Annotated in this window: 18 protein-coding genes; 2 read left to right on the top strand and 16 right to left on the bottom strand. The window is 50.6% G+C overall.

Annotation, left to right across the window (positions count from 1 at the left end):
* On the top strand, positions 1 to 1,132 hold a 1,132-nt coding region (gene pnp / locus VAE48_RS14610; RefSeq protein ID WP_322794065.1), incomplete at its 5' end, for a polyribonucleotide nucleotidyltransferase.
* Positions 1,133 to 1,188: 56 nt separating this feature from the next.
* On the opposite strand, the gene VAE48_RS14605 is transcribed toward pnp, so the two are convergent.
* The 16 genes from VAE48_RS14605 to VAE48_RS14530 form a co-directional block, all read right to left on the bottom strand.
* Positions 1,189 to 2,751 (bottom strand): UDP-N-acetylmuramoyl-L-alanyl-D-glutamate--2,6-diaminopimelate ligase, encoded by a 1,563-nt coding sequence (locus VAE48_RS14605; protein WP_322794064.1) that lies wholly within the window; start codon positions 2,749 to 2,751, stop codon positions 1,189 to 1,191.
* Positions 2,752 to 2,818: 67 nt separating this feature from the next.
* Positions 2,819 to 3,556, bottom strand: a complete 738-nt coding sequence (atpF, locus tag VAE48_RS14600) for a F0F1 ATP synthase subunit B (protein ID WP_322794063.1) — start codon at positions 3,554 to 3,556, stop codon at positions 2,819 to 2,821.
* A gap of 13 nt (positions 3,557 to 3,569) precedes the next feature.
* Positions 3,570 to 3,806 (bottom strand): ATP synthase F0 subunit C, encoded by a 237-nt coding sequence (gene atpE / locus VAE48_RS14595; protein ID WP_322794062.1) that lies wholly within the window; start codon positions 3,804 to 3,806, stop codon positions 3,570 to 3,572.
* A 40-nt stretch (positions 3,807 to 3,846) separates the two neighbouring features.
* Complete coding sequence (locus VAE48_RS14590) at positions 3,847 to 4,818, bottom strand: F0F1 ATP synthase subunit A (RefSeq protein ID WP_322794061.1); 972 nt, start codon at positions 4,816 to 4,818, stop codon at positions 3,847 to 3,849.
* Positions 4,802 to 5,116 carry an AtpZ/AtpI family protein gene (locus tag VAE48_RS14585; protein WP_322794060.1) on the bottom strand — a complete coding sequence of 105 codons (315 nt, stop codon included), beginning with the start codon at positions 5,114 to 5,116 and terminating at the stop codon, positions 4,802 to 4,804. Before VAE48_RS14585 ends, VAE48_RS14590 begins: the two co-directional genes overlap by 17 nt.
* A 34-nt stretch (positions 5,117 to 5,150) precedes the next feature.
* Entirely contained in the window at positions 5,151 to 6,617 is a 1,467-nt protein-coding gene (locus VAE48_RS14580) for an NADH-quinone oxidoreductase subunit N (protein ID WP_322794059.1), read from the bottom strand.
* The gene (locus tag VAE48_RS14575; RefSeq protein WP_322794058.1) at positions 6,614 to 8,089 is read right to left on the bottom strand and encodes an NADH-quinone oxidoreductase subunit M; all 1,476 of its coding nucleotides are present in this window, start codon (positions 8,087 to 8,089) and stop codon (positions 6,614 to 6,616) included. Before VAE48_RS14575 ends, VAE48_RS14580 begins: the two co-directional genes overlap by 4 nt.
* 10 nt (positions 8,090 to 8,099) lie before the next feature.
* Entirely contained in the window at positions 8,100 to 9,641 is a 1,542-nt protein-coding gene (locus tag VAE48_RS14570; RefSeq protein ID WP_322794057.1) for an NADH-quinone oxidoreductase subunit M, read from the bottom strand.
* 17 nt (positions 9,642 to 9,658) lie between these two features.
* Positions 9,659 to 11,833 (bottom strand): NADH-quinone oxidoreductase subunit L, encoded by a 2,175-nt coding sequence (nuoL, locus tag VAE48_RS14565; RefSeq protein WP_322794056.1) that lies wholly within the window; start codon positions 11,831 to 11,833, stop codon positions 9,659 to 9,661.
* A gap of 20 nt (positions 11,834 to 11,853) precedes the next feature.
* Positions 11,854 to 12,174, bottom strand: coding sequence for an NADH-quinone oxidoreductase subunit NuoK (gene nuoK / locus VAE48_RS14560; protein WP_322794055.1), 321 nt, complete (start codon positions 12,172 to 12,174; stop codon positions 11,854 to 11,856).
* The gene (locus tag VAE48_RS14555) at positions 12,171 to 12,695 is read right to left on the bottom strand and encodes an NADH-quinone oxidoreductase subunit J (protein ID WP_322794054.1); all 525 of its coding nucleotides are present in this window, start codon (positions 12,693 to 12,695) and stop codon (positions 12,171 to 12,173) included. Before VAE48_RS14555 ends, nuoK begins: the two co-directional genes overlap by 4 nt.
* On the bottom strand, positions 12,692 to 13,912 hold the full coding sequence (nuoH, locus tag VAE48_RS14550; protein ID WP_322794053.1) for an NADH-quinone oxidoreductase subunit NuoH: 1,221 nt from the start codon (positions 13,910 to 13,912) through the stop codon (positions 12,692 to 12,694). The genes VAE48_RS14555 and nuoH overlap by 4 nt, the downstream gene beginning before the upstream one ends.
* A 24-nt stretch (positions 13,913 to 13,936) precedes the next feature.
* Positions 13,937 to 14,293, bottom strand: a complete 357-nt coding sequence (locus VAE48_RS14545) for an NADH-quinone oxidoreductase subunit A (RefSeq protein ID WP_322794052.1) — start codon at positions 14,291 to 14,293, stop codon at positions 13,937 to 13,939.
* A 170-nt stretch (positions 14,294 to 14,463) separates the two neighbouring features.
* On the bottom strand, positions 14,464 to 15,036 hold the full coding sequence (locus tag VAE48_RS14540; protein ID WP_322794051.1) for a hypothetical protein: 573 nt from the start codon (positions 15,034 to 15,036) through the stop codon (positions 14,464 to 14,466).
* On the bottom strand, positions 15,033 to 15,677 hold the full coding sequence (locus VAE48_RS14535) for an SHOCT-like domain-containing protein (RefSeq protein ID WP_322794050.1): 645 nt from the start codon (positions 15,675 to 15,677) through the stop codon (positions 15,033 to 15,035). The genes VAE48_RS14540 and VAE48_RS14535 overlap by 4 nt, the downstream gene beginning before the upstream one ends.
* A gap of 59 nt (positions 15,678 to 15,736) precedes the next feature.
* Positions 15,737 to 16,819, bottom strand: coding sequence for an SHOCT-like domain-containing protein (locus tag VAE48_RS14530; protein WP_322794049.1), 1,083 nt, complete (start codon positions 16,817 to 16,819; stop codon positions 15,737 to 15,739).
* 260 nt (positions 16,820 to 17,079) lie between these two features.
* Between VAE48_RS14530 and VAE48_RS14525 the strand changes: the two genes are divergently transcribed.
* A partial coding sequence (locus VAE48_RS14525; protein ID WP_322794048.1) for a tryptophanase occupies positions 17,080 to 18,380 on the top strand: 1,301 nt, incomplete at its 3' end.

Below are 18,380 nucleotides of genomic sequence, written 5' to 3'. Positions count from 1 at the left end.
GCACCATTACAACTTCCCGCCTTATTCAACCGGCGAAGTCAAACCGCTGCGCGGTCAATCCCGCCGGGAAATCGGTCATGGCGCGCTGGCAGAACGGGCTCTGGTGCCGGTCATCCCACCAGAAAAGGAATTTCCCTACACCTTGCGTCTTGTTTCTGAAGTGCTTTCCTCGAACGGGTCAACCTCAATGGCGTCCGTTTGCGGTTCCACCCTGGCCCTGATGGATACGGGTGTCCCGATCAAAGCGCCGGTTGCGGGGGTCGCAATGGGCTTGATCAAGGAAGGTGATCGTTTCCAAATCTTGACCGATATTCAGGGGATGGAAGACCACCTCGGTGATATGGACTTCAAGGTTGCAGGTACGCGGGATGGGATTACAGCATTGCAAATGGACATCAAGATCAAAGGCATTACCGCCGAGTTGATGACACAAGCACTGGAACAGGCCCGGCAGGCACGCCTTTTCATCCTGGATAAAATGCTGGAAGTGATTCCCGCGCCGCGACCGCAGCTCAAACCCCACGCCCCGCGAATTACAATCATCCAGGTGCCGGTGGACAAAATTGGGGCAATCATAGGGCCGGGCGGTAAAATCATTCGCGCTATTCAGGAAGAAACCAACACCAAGATTGATATTGACGACGACGGTACGGTTTACATCGCTGCCACTGATGGTGTAGGTGAAAGTGCAGCCCGTGAACGGATTGAGTCGCTTATCGAAATCCCGCAGGTAGGCAGAATTTACACCGGCAAAGTGGTTCGTGTGACCGATTTTGGCGCTTTTGTCGAAATCCTGCCCAATGTGGATGGCATGGTTCACATCTCTCAACTCGATTCTGAACGGGTTGCCAGTGTGCAGGATGTGGTTGATGTTGGCGATGAGATTACGGTCATGGTGACCGGAATTGACGAAGCCGGCAAGATTCGCCTTTCCCGGCAGGCAGTGCTGGAAGGCTGGTCGCTGGAAGAAGCACAGGCAAACGATCGGAACGGCCGTAGCAGCGGTGGCCGCTCTTCGGGTGGGCGACCGTCCGGTGGAAATCGCCCATCTGGCGGCGGACGTCCGGGTGGTGAACGGCGCGGAGGCGGCGACCGCGGCTTCGACAACCGCGGCGGTCAGCGCCGACGCTGATCATCAAAATCAAGCAATTTACAACCGCCCGCCCGTTTCAGCGGGCGGCTCATTTTTCAGGCATCCTGGGTTGGCAAATACGGCATTGAATGACCTTCTAACCCCAAACGCTCTGCCAGCGCCGCACGCATGGCCACTCGGTCATCCCACGGATATTCAATTTCCCCAAAGCACATGGACTGCTCGTGCCCCTTCCCTAAGGCCATGACCAGATCGCCCGCACGCGCCAATTTCACCCCCAGCCGAATTGCCGCGCCTCTATCGGCTACGCGAAACATATTTTCGCCCTCAATCGCCCCTCGTGAACTGGCTGCCCTGGCCATCTCTTCTAAAATTTCATCCAGTGATTCCGTGCGTGGATCTTCTGCTGTCAATATGGTGATATCCGCCATTTCTGCAGATACTTCCGCCATCATCCGCCGTTTGAGGCGATCACGCAGGCCAGCCGAGCCAAAAACGGCAATCACTCTCCCGCTGGTCATTTGACGCGCCGTGTCTAAAGCGCGCTTTAATGCATTCGGCGTATGGGCAAAGTCCACAATTGCCATGAAATCCTGACCTAAATCAATCTGTTCCATCCGTCCCGCTACGGGGGTCATCTTCTCTACTCCGGCAGCTGCATCCGCCGGCTGGATACCCAAACCGCCAATCGTTGCGGTCAAAGCCGCCAGGATATTCGATATATTATATTCTCCGATCAACCGGCTTTGAATGTTCAAAGAGTTGATTTCACCAAATCGAACCTGAAATGTCAGGCCGGTTGGTGTGTATTTCTGATTGAGCGCCGTAAAATCAGCCTGATTCCCGACACTATAAGTTAATTTTCGACCATTGATTAAATTCGAGAGGTACTCAAAGGATGCATCATCGCGATTAAGGACTGCCAGACGAGGATTTCCTTGCGGCTTTTCAACAGTTTCTTGCAGATGGTGGAATAAGCGTGCTTTGGCAGCCCGGTATGCCTCATAAGATCCATGATAATCCAGATGTTCATGGGTGATATTCGTGACCACTCCGATGTCAAACTCACACGCCGTTACTCGATCCTGCGCCAATCCATGCGAGGTGGCTTCTAATACAACATGGGTTATGCCAGCATCGCGCATTCTGGCAAGATAGCGTTGCACATCCGGAGCCTCGGGCGTCGTCACATGAAAACCGGTGTCAATCACCTCATCCCCAATCACCGCGTTGACGGTTGAGATAATTCCGGCTTGTAAGCCAGCGCTGCGCAAAATGGAATAGATGATGGATGAAGTGGTGGTTTTCCCATCCGTGCCGGTTACACCAATCATCGTCATTGAGCGGGCAGGAAAGTCATAAAAAGCCGCGGAAAGAAATGCCAACGCGTACCGGGCATTTTCAACCTGCACATATGGCAGTTCCGACGGCATCTCACTGATTGAACGACTCCCAACCACAGCAGCTGCCCCCCGCTCCACGGCAGCCGGGATGTAGCGGTGACCGTCCGTGTTTCCGCCGCTCAACGCAACAAATAAATAACCCGGTTGCACCTGACGCGAATCCAGCACAATCCCGCTTATCTCCACCTTTGAAAGGTGTTGAGCCGCCAGTACGGGAACGGGTATAGATTTTAACAATTTTTCAAGACTTTTCATCGCGGATAACAAAAGCCACCTGTACAGGTTATACCACAGGTGGCAACAACATCAAGTCAACCCGATTTTACAGCAATGTCTGACGCAGTCCCTGCAACTGACCGGCCACTGAACCATCAATTACCCGATCACCCACTTTAATGATCAATCCGCCCAGAATGGAAGGATCAACCCGGAAGGTTACCGAAGCGGCTCCGCCCAGTTTGCTGAGCACGTCCTGTTTGACTGCCTGTTGTTCTTCCTCGGTAAGCGGCAAGGCGCTGGTGATTTCGGCCGCCTGACCAGCGATTGCCTCATCTTGCAACACGATCACTTTTCCGCCGCGTACACCGGAGAAGAATTCTTCTAAAAGCACGCGCTGGCGCTGCTCGTCCAGGGTTGCTCCAATTAATTTTTGGGTGGCAGCAATTGCCAGCGCAGCAATTTGACCGCGCACCTCACTCAACACCCGGTTGCGTTCCTGTTCGATCTCAGCCATGGCTTGCTCACGTGCTTTGGCAATTTCCGCATTGGTCTGCATGCGCACATCTTTGGCAGCGGCTTCAGCCCGTTCGGTTGCCTCTCTTACAATTTCGGCGGCTTTCTGTTGGGCTTCTGCAATAATTCGGCTGGATTCACGCTCTGCGTTAGCCCGCGCTTCGGCAGCCACACGGGCATCTTCCAGACCCTGCGCAATCGCCCGACGACGCTTTTCCAATTGATTAGTGAGTGGTTTATAAACCCATTCTTTCAGGACAATGAAAATAATCCCAAAAGAAAGGATTTGGATCAAAATAGAACCGAGGTTAAGCCCTAGCTTTTCCAAAGCACCCTCCTCGTCACAGCACGAACAGCATTAAGAACGCGATCACCAGACAGTAAATCGCAATCGCTTCGGAAAAAGCAATACCCAAAATCATGTTGGTAAGCAAATTACCGTAAGCATCCGGATTGCGCGCCATACCCTGCAAAGCACCCTGCACACTCAAACCAATCCCAATTCCAGCGCCCAGTGCACCAATCATCGCCAGACCCGCGCCGATAAATTTTGCTGCTAAAACGATGTCACCTTCCATTTTCTGTTGACCTCCTCAAATGTGATGGATGATTTCAAATTTAGTGGTGTTCTTCTTCTCCATGACCGCGGGTCGCCATTGACATAAAAACCATTGTCAACATACCAAAGACAAAGGCTTGAATGACGCCCATGAAGACCTCAAACATGTAAATCATGGATGGTACAAAAATGGGCACCAGTGTAATGACCAATGCCACCAGCACAAAACCCGAAAACATAACCCCAAACAAACGGAATGTAAATGAGAGAATTTTGGCAAATTCAGAAATCAATTCCAGCAAACCAACCAGAAAATCCATGAACCCGAAAAAGGGCTTTTTGAACATGGTGGTGAAGTTGATGAATTTTGTAAAATAGCGTAGTCCCTGTGTTTGAACGCCAATGACCTGAGTCATGAACACCGAGATCAACGCCAGCGCCAGTGTGAAGTTCAAGTCTGTCGAAACCGCCCGGAAGAAGGGGGTCAAAATGTATCCGTCCCCGTGTTCAGCCTCACCCGGCAGCAAAGTGTAGAAATTCCCAAATAAATTTTGAATGGGATGCCCGTGGTCATAATGGTGCATCACCCCAACCGTTTCCATGCCGGGTAGCACTTTCATCAGGTTTGCGACCAGTACCAAAATCAAAATGGTGGCAAACCATGGGAAGATGCGCCGTGCATGTTTGCCCGCAGCCGACTCGGTCAGGTTATACAACACCTCAATCAAACCTTCCATGGCACCGGCAATTCCGCGAGGGACGAGATCACCTTTGCGCAGGCTCTGCCGAACCGCAAAGGCGATGGCGATGATGATCAGGTCAACAATAATCAAAGTTGGCAGGGTATTGACCAGATAAAAATCACCCAACGGGCCTAAGTTGAATAACGGTTCTTCAATAATTTTTTCAGGAGCAACTTGAATATGAGGTTGAACAGGGGCAGCGATATTGATCGCGAAAACACTCAAAATAATCAACAACAGCACAATCCAACGGTTTTTACCCCAGCGCCATTTACGCGTTGTTTCCAAGACCCGTTTCCTCCTTCTTTTCGGAATGGCTCGGCTGACCAGAACCGGGTTTAATTTTTGAAACCGCCAAACGGACGACCCAAAACATGATGGCCAGTGAAACAGGAATGCTCACTACCAGCAGGCCCAGTGTAAACCACGGACGGGTTTCAAAACGGTTATCCAGCCAGATTCCTGCAAAAACTGCAGCCAACACAATCACCAGTGTGATACATCCCACCTGCGCCGTTACACTCGCCAGGGTCAAATTGAGAATTTTTTGGCGTCGTGATGGTTCGTCGGCGTTTGGTTGGCTCATGACGATGACATTATATCAGATGCAAAATTATGCGTCAATAAACCCAAATTGCGCTTGTAGCAGCCTGCGCCCACGAATACCATGGCGCAAACCAGAAGCCAATCAATAAAATACCCGCCATACATGCCCATAGGGCAACCCGCCATGCGGTGGTGGTCGGTGCAGCAATCTTTTCTTCAGGGGGTGGCTGAAGATAAATCACCTTGAGAACATTCAAATAGTAATACAATCCGACCACAGCATTGAAAACCCCTACCAACACCAGCCAAATCATCCCTCTTTCAACCGCAGCAGCAAATACCAGTAATTTGGCAAAGAACCCTGCGAAGGGTGGAATGCCCCCCAACGAAAGCATGGCTGCCAGCATGGCAAGCCCCAAACCTGCCGAACGACGGTTCAACCCGGCCAGCGCATTGATTTCATCTGTCCCGACCCGATTTTCAATCAGGTTCACAATCCCAAAAGCGGCCAGATTAGTCACCAGATACGCCATCAGGTAATAAACCACTGCCAGTGTTCCCAATTCCGAATCAGCCGCGACACCGATGAGAATGTACCCTGCATGGGCAATGGAAGAATACGCCAGCAGCCTTTTGATGCTGCGCTGAGCAAGCGCAAGGTAATTTCCAATCAACATACTGGCAGCGGCAATCAGCCCAATCATCACACTCCACAAAGCGTTTTGATCTGCAAAGGTAATCTGAAAAACCCGCAATAGCACTGCAAACCCGGCAGCTTTACTGGCAGTGGAGAGAAAGCCGGCAACCGGTGTAGGCGCACCCTGATACACATCCGGCGCCCAAAAATGAAACGGCGCCGCCGAGATTTTGAAGCCGAAACCAACCAAAACCAGCAGGATTACCAACCCGGCTAAACCGGGCGGTAAATTTCCCGACTGAAAAGATGCTTTCAATTCATAAATTTGAGTTGTGCCGGTCAGGCCGTAAATCAGGCTGAAACCGTACAGCATGACCGCCGAGGTGATTGCGCCGAAAAGAAAATATTTAATTCCAGCCTCAACCGAGCGGTCATCCCGGGTTAGAAAACCCGCCATGACATACAACGGGATCGAGGTGGTCTCAATGGCAAGGAAGAGCAGCATCAAATCGGCGGCTGATGCCATCAAATTCATCCCCAGCGTACTGATCAGCAGAAGCGCAAAGAATTCTCCGCGTTTTTTTAAGGCTTCATGCTGAATGGCAAAGAGAGCGGTCAACGCTGCTGCGCTCATAAAAATCATGCGAAACACAAAACCAGCCTCGTCAAACCTCAGCATACCACCCCATTCAAGGCTGCCTTCCCCTTGCGGCACAGAAAAACCGGCTGCAATTCCCATGATCACCAGGATACCCATGCTGGTCATCCAACCCAGCCATTTCCCGCGTTGCTGGGGTTGTTTGAGCCAGATAAGATCGAAAATCAGCAACACAAGCGCCAGAATTAATAAACCAATTTCAGGCAAGAGGGAACGCCACATTTCAGGGGTAAAGGCACTGTTCACCAGCCACCTCCCATCAGCGCCACAATTGAATGGACTCCCGGTTCAATCAGGCGGGTTAACAGAGAAGGGAACCATCCCAGTAAAATCATCACCAGCGATAGCATTCCAATCACAAGTTTATCCTTACCGGAAACATCCCCCACACTTTGATCCAGCTCAGGGGGGATTTCTCCAAAGAATACACGGCGGACGACCAGAAAAATATAGGCCGCAGTAATCAAAATGCCGAGAATGGCAACCACCGAAACCAGCGGAGCAACCTGCCATGCCCCCATGAACACCGGAATTTCCGAAACAAAACCGGAAAAGCCCGGCATTCCCATGGAAACCAAACCACCAATGATAAATCCCACCGCTGCCCAGGGCATTTTTCGTACCAAACCACCCAGCGATCCAATTTCACGCGTATGCGCGCGGTCATACACCATTCCAACGATGGCAAAAAAGAGCGCCGTCATGACCCCGTGCGAAAACATCTGCATTCCAGCGCCCAATAAACCATCTCGGTTAAGCGTCGCAAAACCAATCAGAACCAGACCCATGTGTGAAACGGAAGAAAAACCAATGACATATTTGAAATCGGTTTGAACCATGGCAATAAAAGCGCCGTATACGACATTGATTGTAGCCAGAAGCAATATCGCCGGTGCCCAATACTGCGCTCCTTCGGGTAATAATTGAATTCCCACCCGCAAAGCTGCAAAAGCACCAACCTTCATTTCAACTCCAGCCAGCAGCATTGAAATAGCGGTAGGGGCTGCCACATGGCCATCCGGCGCCCAACTGTGGAAGGGGAAAATACCACCAAGAATAGCAAACCCAAGAAAAACAAATGGAAACCACAGACGTTGAAATTCAATCGGAAAACCGGCCTGCTCCAGCGCCAGCAGATCAAACGTGCGTAAACCGGAGCCAAAATAAACCGCCAGCGTACCCACCAGTGCAATCACCGATCCAATAAACAGGTAGAGGGTTAACTTCATACCGCCATATTCACGGGTCTTTGGATATCCCCATACCACAATCATTAAATATTTTGGAAAAACAGCCAGCTCAAAAAAGAAAAACAATAAAAATAAATCCAGGGCGCAAAAAACTCCCAAAACGCTTGCCCCCAAGAACATGAGGAAGGAGAAAAACTCCCGCGGTCTATCCTCAACATTCCACGAAACGAGCACACCGGAAAATATCACCAGCCCGGAAAGCAACACCAGCGGCAGGCTGATGCCGTCAATTCCCAGCTTGTATGAAATGCCAAATTGGGGAAGCCAGGCAGCCTCTTCAAGGAACTGATACCCTCCTTTCCCGGGATCATAGGAAAAGTACAACTTAAATGCCATCAGTAAGATCAGCACAGCCGCTGCAAGCGCCACGCGGCGAATCCAATCTTTTTGTTCGGCAGGTAAAGCCAGCAAGACAACCCCGGCAACAATGGGAGTGAAGATCAGAGCGCTCAAAATGGGAAAGTGCATCACTCACCTCTCAGAACAGGAAGGCTACCGCGCGGTTAATCATGTCCAACAGCCACGCCGGCCAAACGCCTAATACCAGCATTAAAATCATCAATGGCGCCATAACAAGGACTTCCCGCCGCGTCATGTCGGTCAAATGACCCTGCCAGCGCCCATTTAAAGGGCCGTGAAGTACCATTTTTAGGGCTTTGAGAATGTAAGCCCCGGTGAAGAACAGCCCGATCATCGCCAGCGCAGTGGCCAGGGTCAACACCGGCCAGGCCCCCCTTACTACCAAAAATTCTGAAATAAATCCGTTCAAACCCGGCAGACCCAGGGATGCCATCGCTGTAAAGATCAGCACACTGCCGTACACCGGTAATACAGCATACAAACCGCCAAATTCGTTCAAATCACGGGTATGGGCGCGATCGTACAATACACCGACCAGAAAGAACATGCCCGCCGCACTGAGCCCGTGATTGAACATTTGCAGCACAGCTCCGTTCAGGGCAATGGTCTTGTCCAGCAAACCAACCGGGGAAGTTGTATTCAACAGGGCAGCCGCCGCAGCAATGCCCAACACCACAAAACCCATGTGATTGATGGACGAATAAGCAATCAACCGCTTGAAATCGTTTTGTGCCCAGGCACCCAATGCCCCAAAAATAATTGCCGCTACCCCCAAAAACGCCAGTGCGCCGGCAAATTGCTGCGATTCGGCAGGAAAGAGCGGTAATACCAGCCTCAGAAAGCCATACGCACCCAATTTGAGCAGCACACCAGCCAGAATCATCGAACCGGCTGTTGGCGCTTCGGTATGAGCATCTGGCAGCCAGGTATGGAAGGGCCACACCGGCACTTTGATCGCAAACGCCACCACAAATGCCCAAAAGGCAATCGCCTTGACCGTTGAAACGGACAACCCAATTGGAATGCTTAATTCATTTAACCCAGGCCAGCGCTGGTACAGTTCCAGCAAATCAAAGCTGCCAACGGCTACACCCATCAATTGAATTGCCAGCAGCAGCCCTAGCGAGCCTCCCATCGTATATAACACAAACTTCAACGCTGCATAATTACGGTTTTTACTACCCCACTGAGCAATTAAAAAATACATGGGCACCAGGCCAACTTCCCAGAACACAAAGAACAGTAATAAATCCAGCGCCAGAAAAACGCCCAGCATGCCGGTTTCCAGCAGCAGAAACAGAATCATATAGGACTTGACCCGCTCTTGAATACTGTAGGAAGCCAGAATGGCGAGCGGGGTTAGGAGGGTTGTCAGCAGCACCATCGGAAGCGAGATGCCATCCACTCCCAAATGATAGGAAGCCCGAATGGCACTGTACCATTCCGCTTTTTCTACAAACTGGAAGGGCATGGCAGCATTCGGCTGAGGATTAAACCCCGCCCACACCACTAGCGTCAGAATAAACGGAATGAGCGAGGCGGCAAGGGCAAAATTCCGCAGCAAGGAAATTTTTTCCTTTGGCAGCAGCAACATGAACACTGCCGCAGCGGTTGGGGTGAACAAGATCAGGCTCAGTAAATGATTGGTAACCGGTTCCATCCTTTCCATCCTCCCAATCAGCCGATCACCCAAAGGAAGTAAATCAGGATGGCAACTGCCGCCACCAACCCCAGGCCGACTGTGGCATACAACTGTACTCTGCCGGATTGCAGCGAGCGCAAGTATGTACCGATATTGCGCGTTCCGCTTGCCGTTAAATCACCCGCACCGTTTATAACGGGTAAGTCAATCCACTTTCGCAGTGTTTTTCCCAACCACATCCCAAAATTGCCCAACGAATGCAGAACGCCGTCTATGATCGTCCGATCCAACCAGCGATCCGTCAGCGTTTCTGCCAGCCAGCGCGCCGGGCGGATAAATGCCCATTGGTAGATTTCATCCACATAATACTTGTTTCGAAGCAATGTATACACCCCTCCCAAAGGCTTTTCCAGCGGATCAAAGGGTTGGAAAACCTTGCGATAGGCCAGCCAGCCCAACAATAAACCGCCTAAAGCAACCACCAGCGAAGTAATCAAAGGCAGCAGACTGTGGTGAGCCTTCTCAGCAGGGGAAAGCAACATACTCCCCACAAATTCCTCAAACCAGTTTGGCAATATGCCGCCAATCAGGGGGAAGTACTGGGGTATCCCCACCCAGCCGACTGTGATCGCAAAAAAGGATAAAACCACCAGCGGAGCGGTCATTACCGGACGCGATTCTTGGGCATGTTCGGCGGATTGACTGCGCGGTTTGCCTAAAAACGTTAAGGTTATCTGGCGCATCGTATAAAATGCCGTCAAAAGGGCGGCTAAAGCCAACACCCAAAAGATCAACAGTTGTCCACTGGCATAGGCGCCGGACAAAATCTCATCTTTCGACCAGAAACCAGCCGTAATCAAAGGGAAGCCGGAAAGCGCCAATCCGCCCGCCAGAAATGTCCAAAACGTAATCGGCATCTTGTGCCGCAGTCCCCCCATAAACAACATATTTTGTGGGTCAATTTTTTCGCCGGTGTGCAGCACCCCATGCTCCATCCCATGGATGACCGAGCCTGAACCAAGGAATAACAGGGCTTTGAAAAAAGCATGGGTAATCAGATGAAATGCGGCAGCCACATACGCGCCAACCCCCAGCGCAGCGATCATGTAACCCAATTGAGAAATCGTGGAATAAGCCAGCACGCGTTTAATATCGTTTTGCGCCAGCGCAATCGTAGCGGCAAACAGGGCGGTGAATGCGCCAATCCCGCCCATCAGCAGCATCGGCAGGGTCAGATGGTGACCATCCCAACCGGTTGAAAGTAGAGGAAAGAAGCGAATCACCAGATAAACACCCGCAGAAACCATCGTTGCCGCATGAATCATCGCTGAAACTGGTGTCGGGCCTTCCATCGCATCCGGCAACCAGATGTGCAACGGAAATTGCGCGGATTTTCCAATCGTACCAACGAATAACAAAATACCAATCAAACCAGCCCACGAGATACCCGCCAGCGGCGAGTTTGCGCTGGCTAATCCGTTCAAAACCACTGGATTATTGAGAATGGCCTGATAGTTAAGCGTGCCGGTCAGGGCGTAGAGCGCCGCCAGACCCAGCAGCATGAATACATCCCCAACCCGGGTTGTCAAAAAGGCCTTAATCATTGCATTGCGCGCTGATTCCTTCCCATACCAGAAGCCAATCAACAGATAAGAACACAGCCCCATGATCTCCCAGCCAACATACAGAGTCAGCAGGTTATCCGTGACCACCAGCAGAAACATGGCAAACGCAAACAGGCTGATCAGAGCGAAAAAGCGCGCGTACATCGGTTCGATTGAAGGGACACGATGCTTATGACCATGGGCATCTTGGATCTCGGCTCCATGGGGCGGCAAGCCAGGACGGTCATGTTCACCTTTGGGCTGTCCGAAGTTGTGATAGCCGATGCTGTAAATGAAGATCATCAGCACCGTCCAGGCAACAAAGAACAGCGTAACCGCGCTGAGCGGATCTATTTGAACGCCGATTTGTAAACCGGTTGAGCCGGTTGGCAACCACTGAATTGCCGCTGCAAATGGGTGCCGGCTGAGATCTTCGGTTTGAATCGCACGTCCAAAAACCACCATGCTCAACAGCCACGCCAGACCCGCCCCGATCAATGCCAGCCAGTGGCTCACCGCATTATTGCGGTGGGTGAAGAGGACAATCGCAAAAAAAGCCAGCAGAGGCATTAGCGGAATGAATACAACCAGCGTTTCAACAGTCATGCAGTCTCAGCCTCCTGCGCTCAGCCTTTGAGTAAAGTCAATTCATCCACCACAGGTGTCTGACGCCGGCGGTAAGCAGAAATGACCAGCGCCAGCCCCACGGCCACCTCAGCTGCGGCCACCACAAACACCATTGTGGTGAATGCTAAACCATGCACATACGGCCTGCTGTGGATTTGGGCGTAATAATGCCAGAAGGCAATCAGATTAACGTTGACCGCGTTGAGCATCAGTTCAATACCCATCAAAATGGCAACCGCGTTTTTACGCGCCAATGCGCCAAACAAGCCGATACAAAACAAGGCTGCCGAAAAAATCAGATACCATGCAATTGGAATCATCTGCTCTGCTCCTCCTTTCGGTCCACTGCAATGGTAGTTGCCCCAATCAACGCCGCTACCAGCAGCACTGAAGCCAGTTCAAAAGGCAGAACATAGCCCTGCGGAGAGACCAGCGCTTTGCCTAATTCCAGCAAATTATCGGAATCCGATGGCAACTCCACCAGCAGGGTTGTAAAACCCTGCCAGAGTGCCAGAAAACCCACCAAAACTGCAAAAACCAGCACAGCAACCAACGCTGCCGCCCGCCAGCCGGGAAGTATCTGATCGCCATGATCTTCCATAACCCGCCGGGTTAACATCACTGAAAAGATAATCAAAATTGCGATGGCGCCGACATAGACCAGAATTTGCACCACGGCAAAAAAGGAAGACTGCAAGGTCACAAAAATGACCGCAACTCCCATCAAGGTCAACACCAGCCATAAAGCAGCGTGCATCATTCGGCGGGCAGAAACAACCATGACGGCTGAAAACAATGAAACCAACGCCGCAAGCAAAAATACAACTTGAAGACCGTTCATTCTCCTGTCCCGTGTTTGGTGGATGTGGTCAAAATTCCTCGTCCCATTTCCATTGCAAGGTTAAACCTTGCCCTCTTGCGCTGGTTGATACGCATCAATTGATCGGTAACAGCCAGCAGCAACAGGTTAACCAGCAGATATGCCAGGACCTGCCAAAAGAGGGGCAAGCCGCGCGTCAACCCGCCTACCACCGCCATCACCATAATCAAGGCAAGCGAAAGAGGTGTCAGGACTTTCCAATTTAGATTCATCATTTGATCAATCCGAAAACGCGGCAAAGTACCCCTGAAGAGGATGGTCACAAAATAGACCACAAAAGTTTTCAACATAAGATAAACAAACCCCAAAATGGGAATCTGTTCCGCCCCTGGTCCGCGCCAACCACCGAGAAATACGGTTGTAAAAATTAAAGACACCGTAAAAGCATGTAAAAACTCCGCCACAAAAAACATACCGAATTTCAAACCCGAATATTCAATGTTGTAACCCGCCACCAGCTCGGATTCGGCCTCAATTAAATCAAAAGGTGAGCGTCCAATTTCGGCAAGGGAGGCGATGAAGAAAATCAACGCAGCAGCTGGCGCCGCCACAATGAACCAAACATCTTCCTGCGCCTGCACAATTCCGGTAACGCTCAAAGTGCCTGCCAGCATCACCGGCACCAGTGCCGAAAGCACCAGCGGCACTTCGTAAGAAATCAGTTGTGCCACCAGACGAAAGGCGCCCAAAAGGGCATATTTATTATTCGAACCCCAGCCAGCGAGAATGTAACTCATCTCCCCCAATCCGCCGACCGCAATCAAAAACAACAAACCAACATTCAGATCAGCTCCCACAACCGTAACCGAAAGCGGCAGCACACTCCACAACAACAAAACCGCCGCTACCGCCAGAATTGGGGCAAGGTTATAGGTGATTTTGTCCGCACCGATGGGGGTGATGTACTCTTTGGTAAAGATTTTGAGCATATCTGCAACGGGTTGGAAAATTCCCCACGGTCCTACGCGGTTCGGTCCAAACCGGTCCTGAATTCGGCCAATCAATTTTCGTTCGTACCAGATTAAAAAGACCACAAACAACATTGCGCCGGTAGCCAGCACCAGCGCACCGGTCAGTTGGGCGATCAATTCCACCCACACAGCGGGTAGCCCCAATCCACCCAGCCAGAAAACATACCATTGAATCACAAAGCCAATTGGATCACGCAGAAAATCCATTGTGTTATCCCGCAAAAGAAGGTTTTAAAACCATTCCAGTGCCCCTTTTCGCCAGATGTACAAAAATCCCGCCACCAGAATCAGCAAGAACAACACCCCTTCTAAAATGGCATACAGGGGCAAAAACTGATATGCCAGTGCCCAAGGGAAGAGCAGGATTGCCTCGACATCAAAAATTAAAAATACAAGGGCAAAGACATAATATTGAATTTTAATTTGTGTCCAGTTTGGGCCTACCGTTTCAACCCCGCACTCATAGGTTGAATTTTTAATTGGATCTGGTCTTTTTGGTGCAAGAATTCCAGCGATGAGAATTGTTATGGCTGGCATCATCAGGGCTACCAGCGCAAAAATTCCGATGTACAACCAGTTTCCCAGCATACAGGCTCCTGCGAGGTTTAAAGATCCAGGGATTCGTGGTAATCTTTCCCATCCCCACCCAATACATCCATTTTATCAAGTTAGTTCCTGCTTGTAAAGCGAAACCGGTCGTTTAAATATTCTCCTGCCGGGTTCGGTTACTTGCGGTGGATTGTTCCCCCTGTGGGCTTCTATTCGCGATTCACCCACAACCAGATCAACCCAGCCAAGACCCCAGCTGCCGCAATGACTCGCAAAGCCATCCAGCCTGCCTCTCCCATCCAATTCCAAATCCGGATTTCAAAAGGATGAGCCAGAATCAAACTGACCTCGCCTTGACTTTGTCCATTGTCACGCACCGAATAAACCCACAATGTACCCCTGCCCGCTTTGGATTTATAGGGTTTTATGTTCCAGCGAAACAAGGTCTCTTTCCCAGGGGCGATTCGTTGACGCGATTCGCCATGCGGAGAGATGACCACACCGTTCATCTCCAGGCGTGCCTGCCACCCTTGCAAATCGCCCGAATCAGCCCCATTCATATTTATCCTCAATTTAACGGATCCCGTTTCATCCAACCTCACCCAGCGCGGATACGAAATTTGAAAATCAATAAACGATTTCGTCTGATCCGAATTTTGGGGGTTAATCACCGCTGCATCTAAACCAAACTGCGTATTCATTAAAGGGGCAGGCAGAAAACTTACCAGCAGCACAACCAGCGATACTGCCAGCAGGACAAATGGGGTTATCCGCCTTTTCATCCGATAAACACCTCCACCTCTTCGCCATCCTCTTCATCATTGACCTGAATGTGAATGGGCTCATTCGCGGATAAATTCTTGACCACATCGCTGAGCATATCGGCCAGATTTTGCTCTTTTACTGCAGGCGGCATCCATCTGCCAAATGTGCGCATAAACCAGACCACTGCATGAACTGGCAAAGGAAAGCTCAAGGATATTCTTTCAGGTTTTGTTCCTTTCCTCTGGCGGATACGGATATGCAGCCATGGGGAATTGTAAGAAAACCACATCCCCACAATACCAATCAGGAAGGGGAACCAGGATAGCCAAAAACCCCATCCCCAGGGACGTGCCATCCATCCCATAATCATCCAAACCGCCGACAAGCCGGTTAATAACACCATCAAACCAAACACGATCCACGAAAGTCTGCGCCAGCGCTGGAAATCGGGCGGGGTACTTCTTTCGCCCGCAGTTTCGATTACAGCCACTTTTTGCACTTTTTCGGTTGGTTCGCCATCCTCATTAGTTTCCTCAAAAGCAATTTGCGGCTGATTAACTGCACCATTTTCGAGAGCGTTGATCAACCGCAATCCTTCTTCCGGTGAAAGTTCACCTGCTTCAATTTTTCGCAGCAACTCCAAACGTTCTTCGCTCATTCAGAGCCTCCAATGGATTTTAGACTTGTTGCCAATCGTTACCGGCTGATGCAAAAAGTTCACCGATCCGAAAATCTGCCTTCAAGCGCATCCAACAAGCGATTGGCTTCTTCGGCGGTAATTTTCTTTTCCCGCAATAAATTCAAAATGATTAAGCGTTCTTCCTCAGTCGCCTGTTTGCGAGGGGTAACCGGCTGACTTTCAAAATTGAAACTCATTCCTCCAATGTTCAAAAACTCGCCCCGCCCTGTCCTGCGACTGGCAGCCCGTTCAACACGTTCCTGAGCCATCCGCGAGCGTTCTTCCGCTCGCTGCATTTTTTCCTGAACCCGCCGGGCAATTTGATCTCCTAATCCTTCCAACCGCAAGCCAATCTCCTCTTCGACACTTTCTTCTTCCCAATCCCCCTCCAGAATGGCAATTGAACCGCCCGCAGCAAGTCTAAGCCTTACACCACCCCCACCGATAATTCCCTGGTAACGGTGAGCAACCTGCCGAACTGCCTGCCCTCCCTCCTGAAAGACAATCCGTTCGCCGCCGCTGCTGGCATCCAGCTGATAGCTGCTGTTGATGGGCAGCCACAACTTGATACTGCCTCCGGCAGATGCCTGCAGGTCACTTGACAATTCGAGCAATTTTACCTTGATGTTTCCCCCCGCTCGTAAAGTTTCTGCGCGGCGAATATCCAAAAGTTTGATTGAACCCCCTGTATTTTCCGCCTTTAAAGTTCCGTTTATTTCGCCACCCTTCAGGTTTCCGCCAATGTTGGTAACCACTAAATCGCCGTTAATCTTGAATACTTTCAAATGGCCGCCCACATTTCCACAACGCACATTCCCAACATCCCGCAATGTGAGATGACCACCCACATTTTCTATCTTAAGTGCGCCTTTCAAGTTAACAGCAGACATCGAGCCGTGAACATAATCCACCTGGATGACCGAATCCAGCGGTACCTGAATGACCGTATCCTCTTCACAGCGAATCCACCAACCTCCATTCTCATTCCGAACATGTAAACTGGCTTCGTCCTGAACGCGAATCTGAATTTGGGGCTGATCCCAGCCGCTCACCGACAAATGATCTTCCGCCTGAAGGCGAAGGGTTGGGGTAGTATCACAAGGAATTGTACGTATTGCCATGACAGACGCTCCGTTGAACTGGTCTGATGTAATCATAACAAACTTTAATTATTTGTCAATAGAAAAATCAATAATATTTACAAATATTTTTATTTGTTGAACTAAAACACAATAATTCCAAACATTATTTTGGTTAATGGTTATAACTTATCAAAGCAATCATCTGCCTATTCCTCATCCACTGCCGTTTTTTGTGATAAACTCACCATTACCATTTCCCAATTTCCGATTCCCATTTTATCCGTGGAGGTACCTCTTTGATGAAACCTTATCCGGTCGAACCATTTCGCATCAAAATGGTTGAGCCCATCCAGCTCATCTCACCTCAGGAACGTCAAAACGCAATGCAGACTGCCGGCTACAACCTCTTCAATCTTCGCGCCGAGGATGTTTTTATTGACCTGTTAACCGATTCCGGCACGGGTACGATGAGTCAGGCGCAATGGGCCGCTATGATGACCGGAGATGAATCCTACGCTGGCGCACGTTCTTATTATCGCCTTGCTGAAGTCATGCAAAAAATCTTTGGCTTTGAACACTTTGTTCCTACCCATCAGGGGCGGGCTGCCGAAAATATTCTCACCCAGTTACTGGTCAGGCCTGGCATGTATGTGCCCTCCAACATGCACTTTGATACCACCGACGGCAATATCCGCGCTCGTGGTGGCCGGCCAACCAATCTGGTCATTGACGAAGCCTTTGACCCCACCAACCCCCATCCCTTCAAAGGCAACATGGATGTTCATAAATTGAGCGCGTTTATCGAGCGGGTCGGCGCACAAAATATCCCCTTTGGCAGCATTACCATTACCAACAACGCCGGCGGCGGGCAGCCGGTATCACTGGAAAACATTCGTCAGGTTGCTCAGGTCTATCATCAATACGGCATTCCCTTCTTCATAGATGCCTGTCGATTCGCCGAGAATGCCTATTTCATCCAGCAGCGCGAACCCGGCTGCGCCCACCTCTCGACACTGGAAATTGCCCGGGAGATTTTTTCGCTCGCCGATGGCGCATGGATGTCCGCCAAAAAGGATGCTCTGGTCAACATTGGCGGCTTTCTGGCTGTACGGGATGATGATCTCTTTCAGCGAATCTGCAATGAGTTGATCTTACGCGAGGGTTTTGTAACTTACGGCGGTCTTGCCGGGCGCGACTTGGATGCTATGGCAGTTGGACTCATGGAAGGTTTGGATGAAACTTATCTGGCATATCGCATTGGGCAAACCGCCTACTTTGCCGACCAGTTAAAAACCGCCGGTATCCCCATCATTGAACCAGCCGGGGGACATGCCATCTATCTGGATGCGGGAAGGTTTCTTCCTCACATCCCCCATGCTGAATACCCCGGTCAGGCGTTGGCTGCCGCGCTCTATCTGGAAGGGGGCATTCGCGGTGTCGAAATCGGTTCGGTCATGTTTGCTTACCCCGACCCCGACAGCGGAGAAATGATTTATCCAAAATTAGAGTTGGTTCGTCTCGCCATTCCCCGCCGTACCTATATCCGCAGCCATTTCGATTACATTGTTGACACCTTGAAATCGCTGTCCGAAAAAAGTGA

It is taken from the genome of Bellilinea sp. (assembly GCF_034432615.1).
Classification (GTDB): domain Bacteria; phylum Chloroflexota; class Anaerolineae; order Anaerolineales; family Anaerolineaceae; genus Bellilinea.
This window is presented reverse-complemented; position numbering and strand designations above follow the sequence as displayed.

Excerpts from the sequence above, each read along its gene's own strand:
- VAE48_RS14605 (WP_322794064.1), bottom strand. The coding sequence starts at position 2,751 with ATGAAAAGTCTTGAAAAATTGTTAAAATCTATACCCGTTCCCGTACTG.
- VAE48_RS14585 (WP_322794060.1), bottom strand. The coding sequence starts at position 5,116 with ATGAGCCAACCAAACGCCGACGAACCATCACGACGCCAAAAAATTCTC.
- VAE48_RS14540 (WP_322794051.1), bottom strand. The coding sequence starts at position 15,036 with ATGAAAAGGCGGATAACCCCATTTGTCCTGCTGGCAGTATCGCTGGTT.
- nuoL (WP_322794056.1), bottom strand. The coding sequence starts at position 11,833 with ATGACTGTTGAAACGCTGGTTGTATTCATTCCGCTAATGCCTCTGCTG.
- VAE48_RS14575 (WP_322794058.1), bottom strand. The coding sequence starts at position 8,089 with ATGCACTTTCCCATTTTGAGCGCTCTGATCTTCACTCCCATTGTTGCC.
- VAE48_RS14555 (WP_322794054.1), bottom strand. The coding sequence starts at position 12,695 with ATGAACGGTCTTCAAGTTGTATTTTTGCTTGCGGCGTTGGTTTCATTG.
- atpE (WP_322794062.1), bottom strand. The coding sequence starts at position 3,806 with ATGGAAGGTGACATCGTTTTAGCAGCAAAATTTATCGGCGCGGGTCTG.
- nuoH (WP_322794053.1), bottom strand. The coding sequence starts at position 13,912 with ATGGATTTTCTGCGTGATCCAATTGGCTTTGTGATTCAATGGTATGTT.
- VAE48_RS14545 (WP_322794052.1), bottom strand. The coding sequence starts at position 14,293 with ATGCTGGGAAACTGGTTGTACATCGGAATTTTTGCGCTGGTAGCCCTG.
- VAE48_RS14570 (WP_322794057.1), bottom strand. The coding sequence starts at position 9,641 with ATGGAACCGGTTACCAATCATTTACTGAGCCTGATCTTGTTCACCCCA.
- VAE48_RS14530 (WP_322794049.1), bottom strand. The coding sequence starts at position 16,819 with ATGGCAATACGTACAATTCCTTGTGATACTACCCCAACCCTTCGCCTT.
- VAE48_RS14535 (WP_322794050.1), bottom strand. The coding sequence starts at position 15,677 with ATGAGCGAAGAACGTTTGGAGTTGCTGCGAAAAATTGAAGCAGGTGAA.
- nuoK (WP_322794055.1), bottom strand. The coding sequence starts at position 12,174 with ATGATTCCAATTGCATGGTATCTGATTTTTTCGGCAGCCTTGTTTTGT.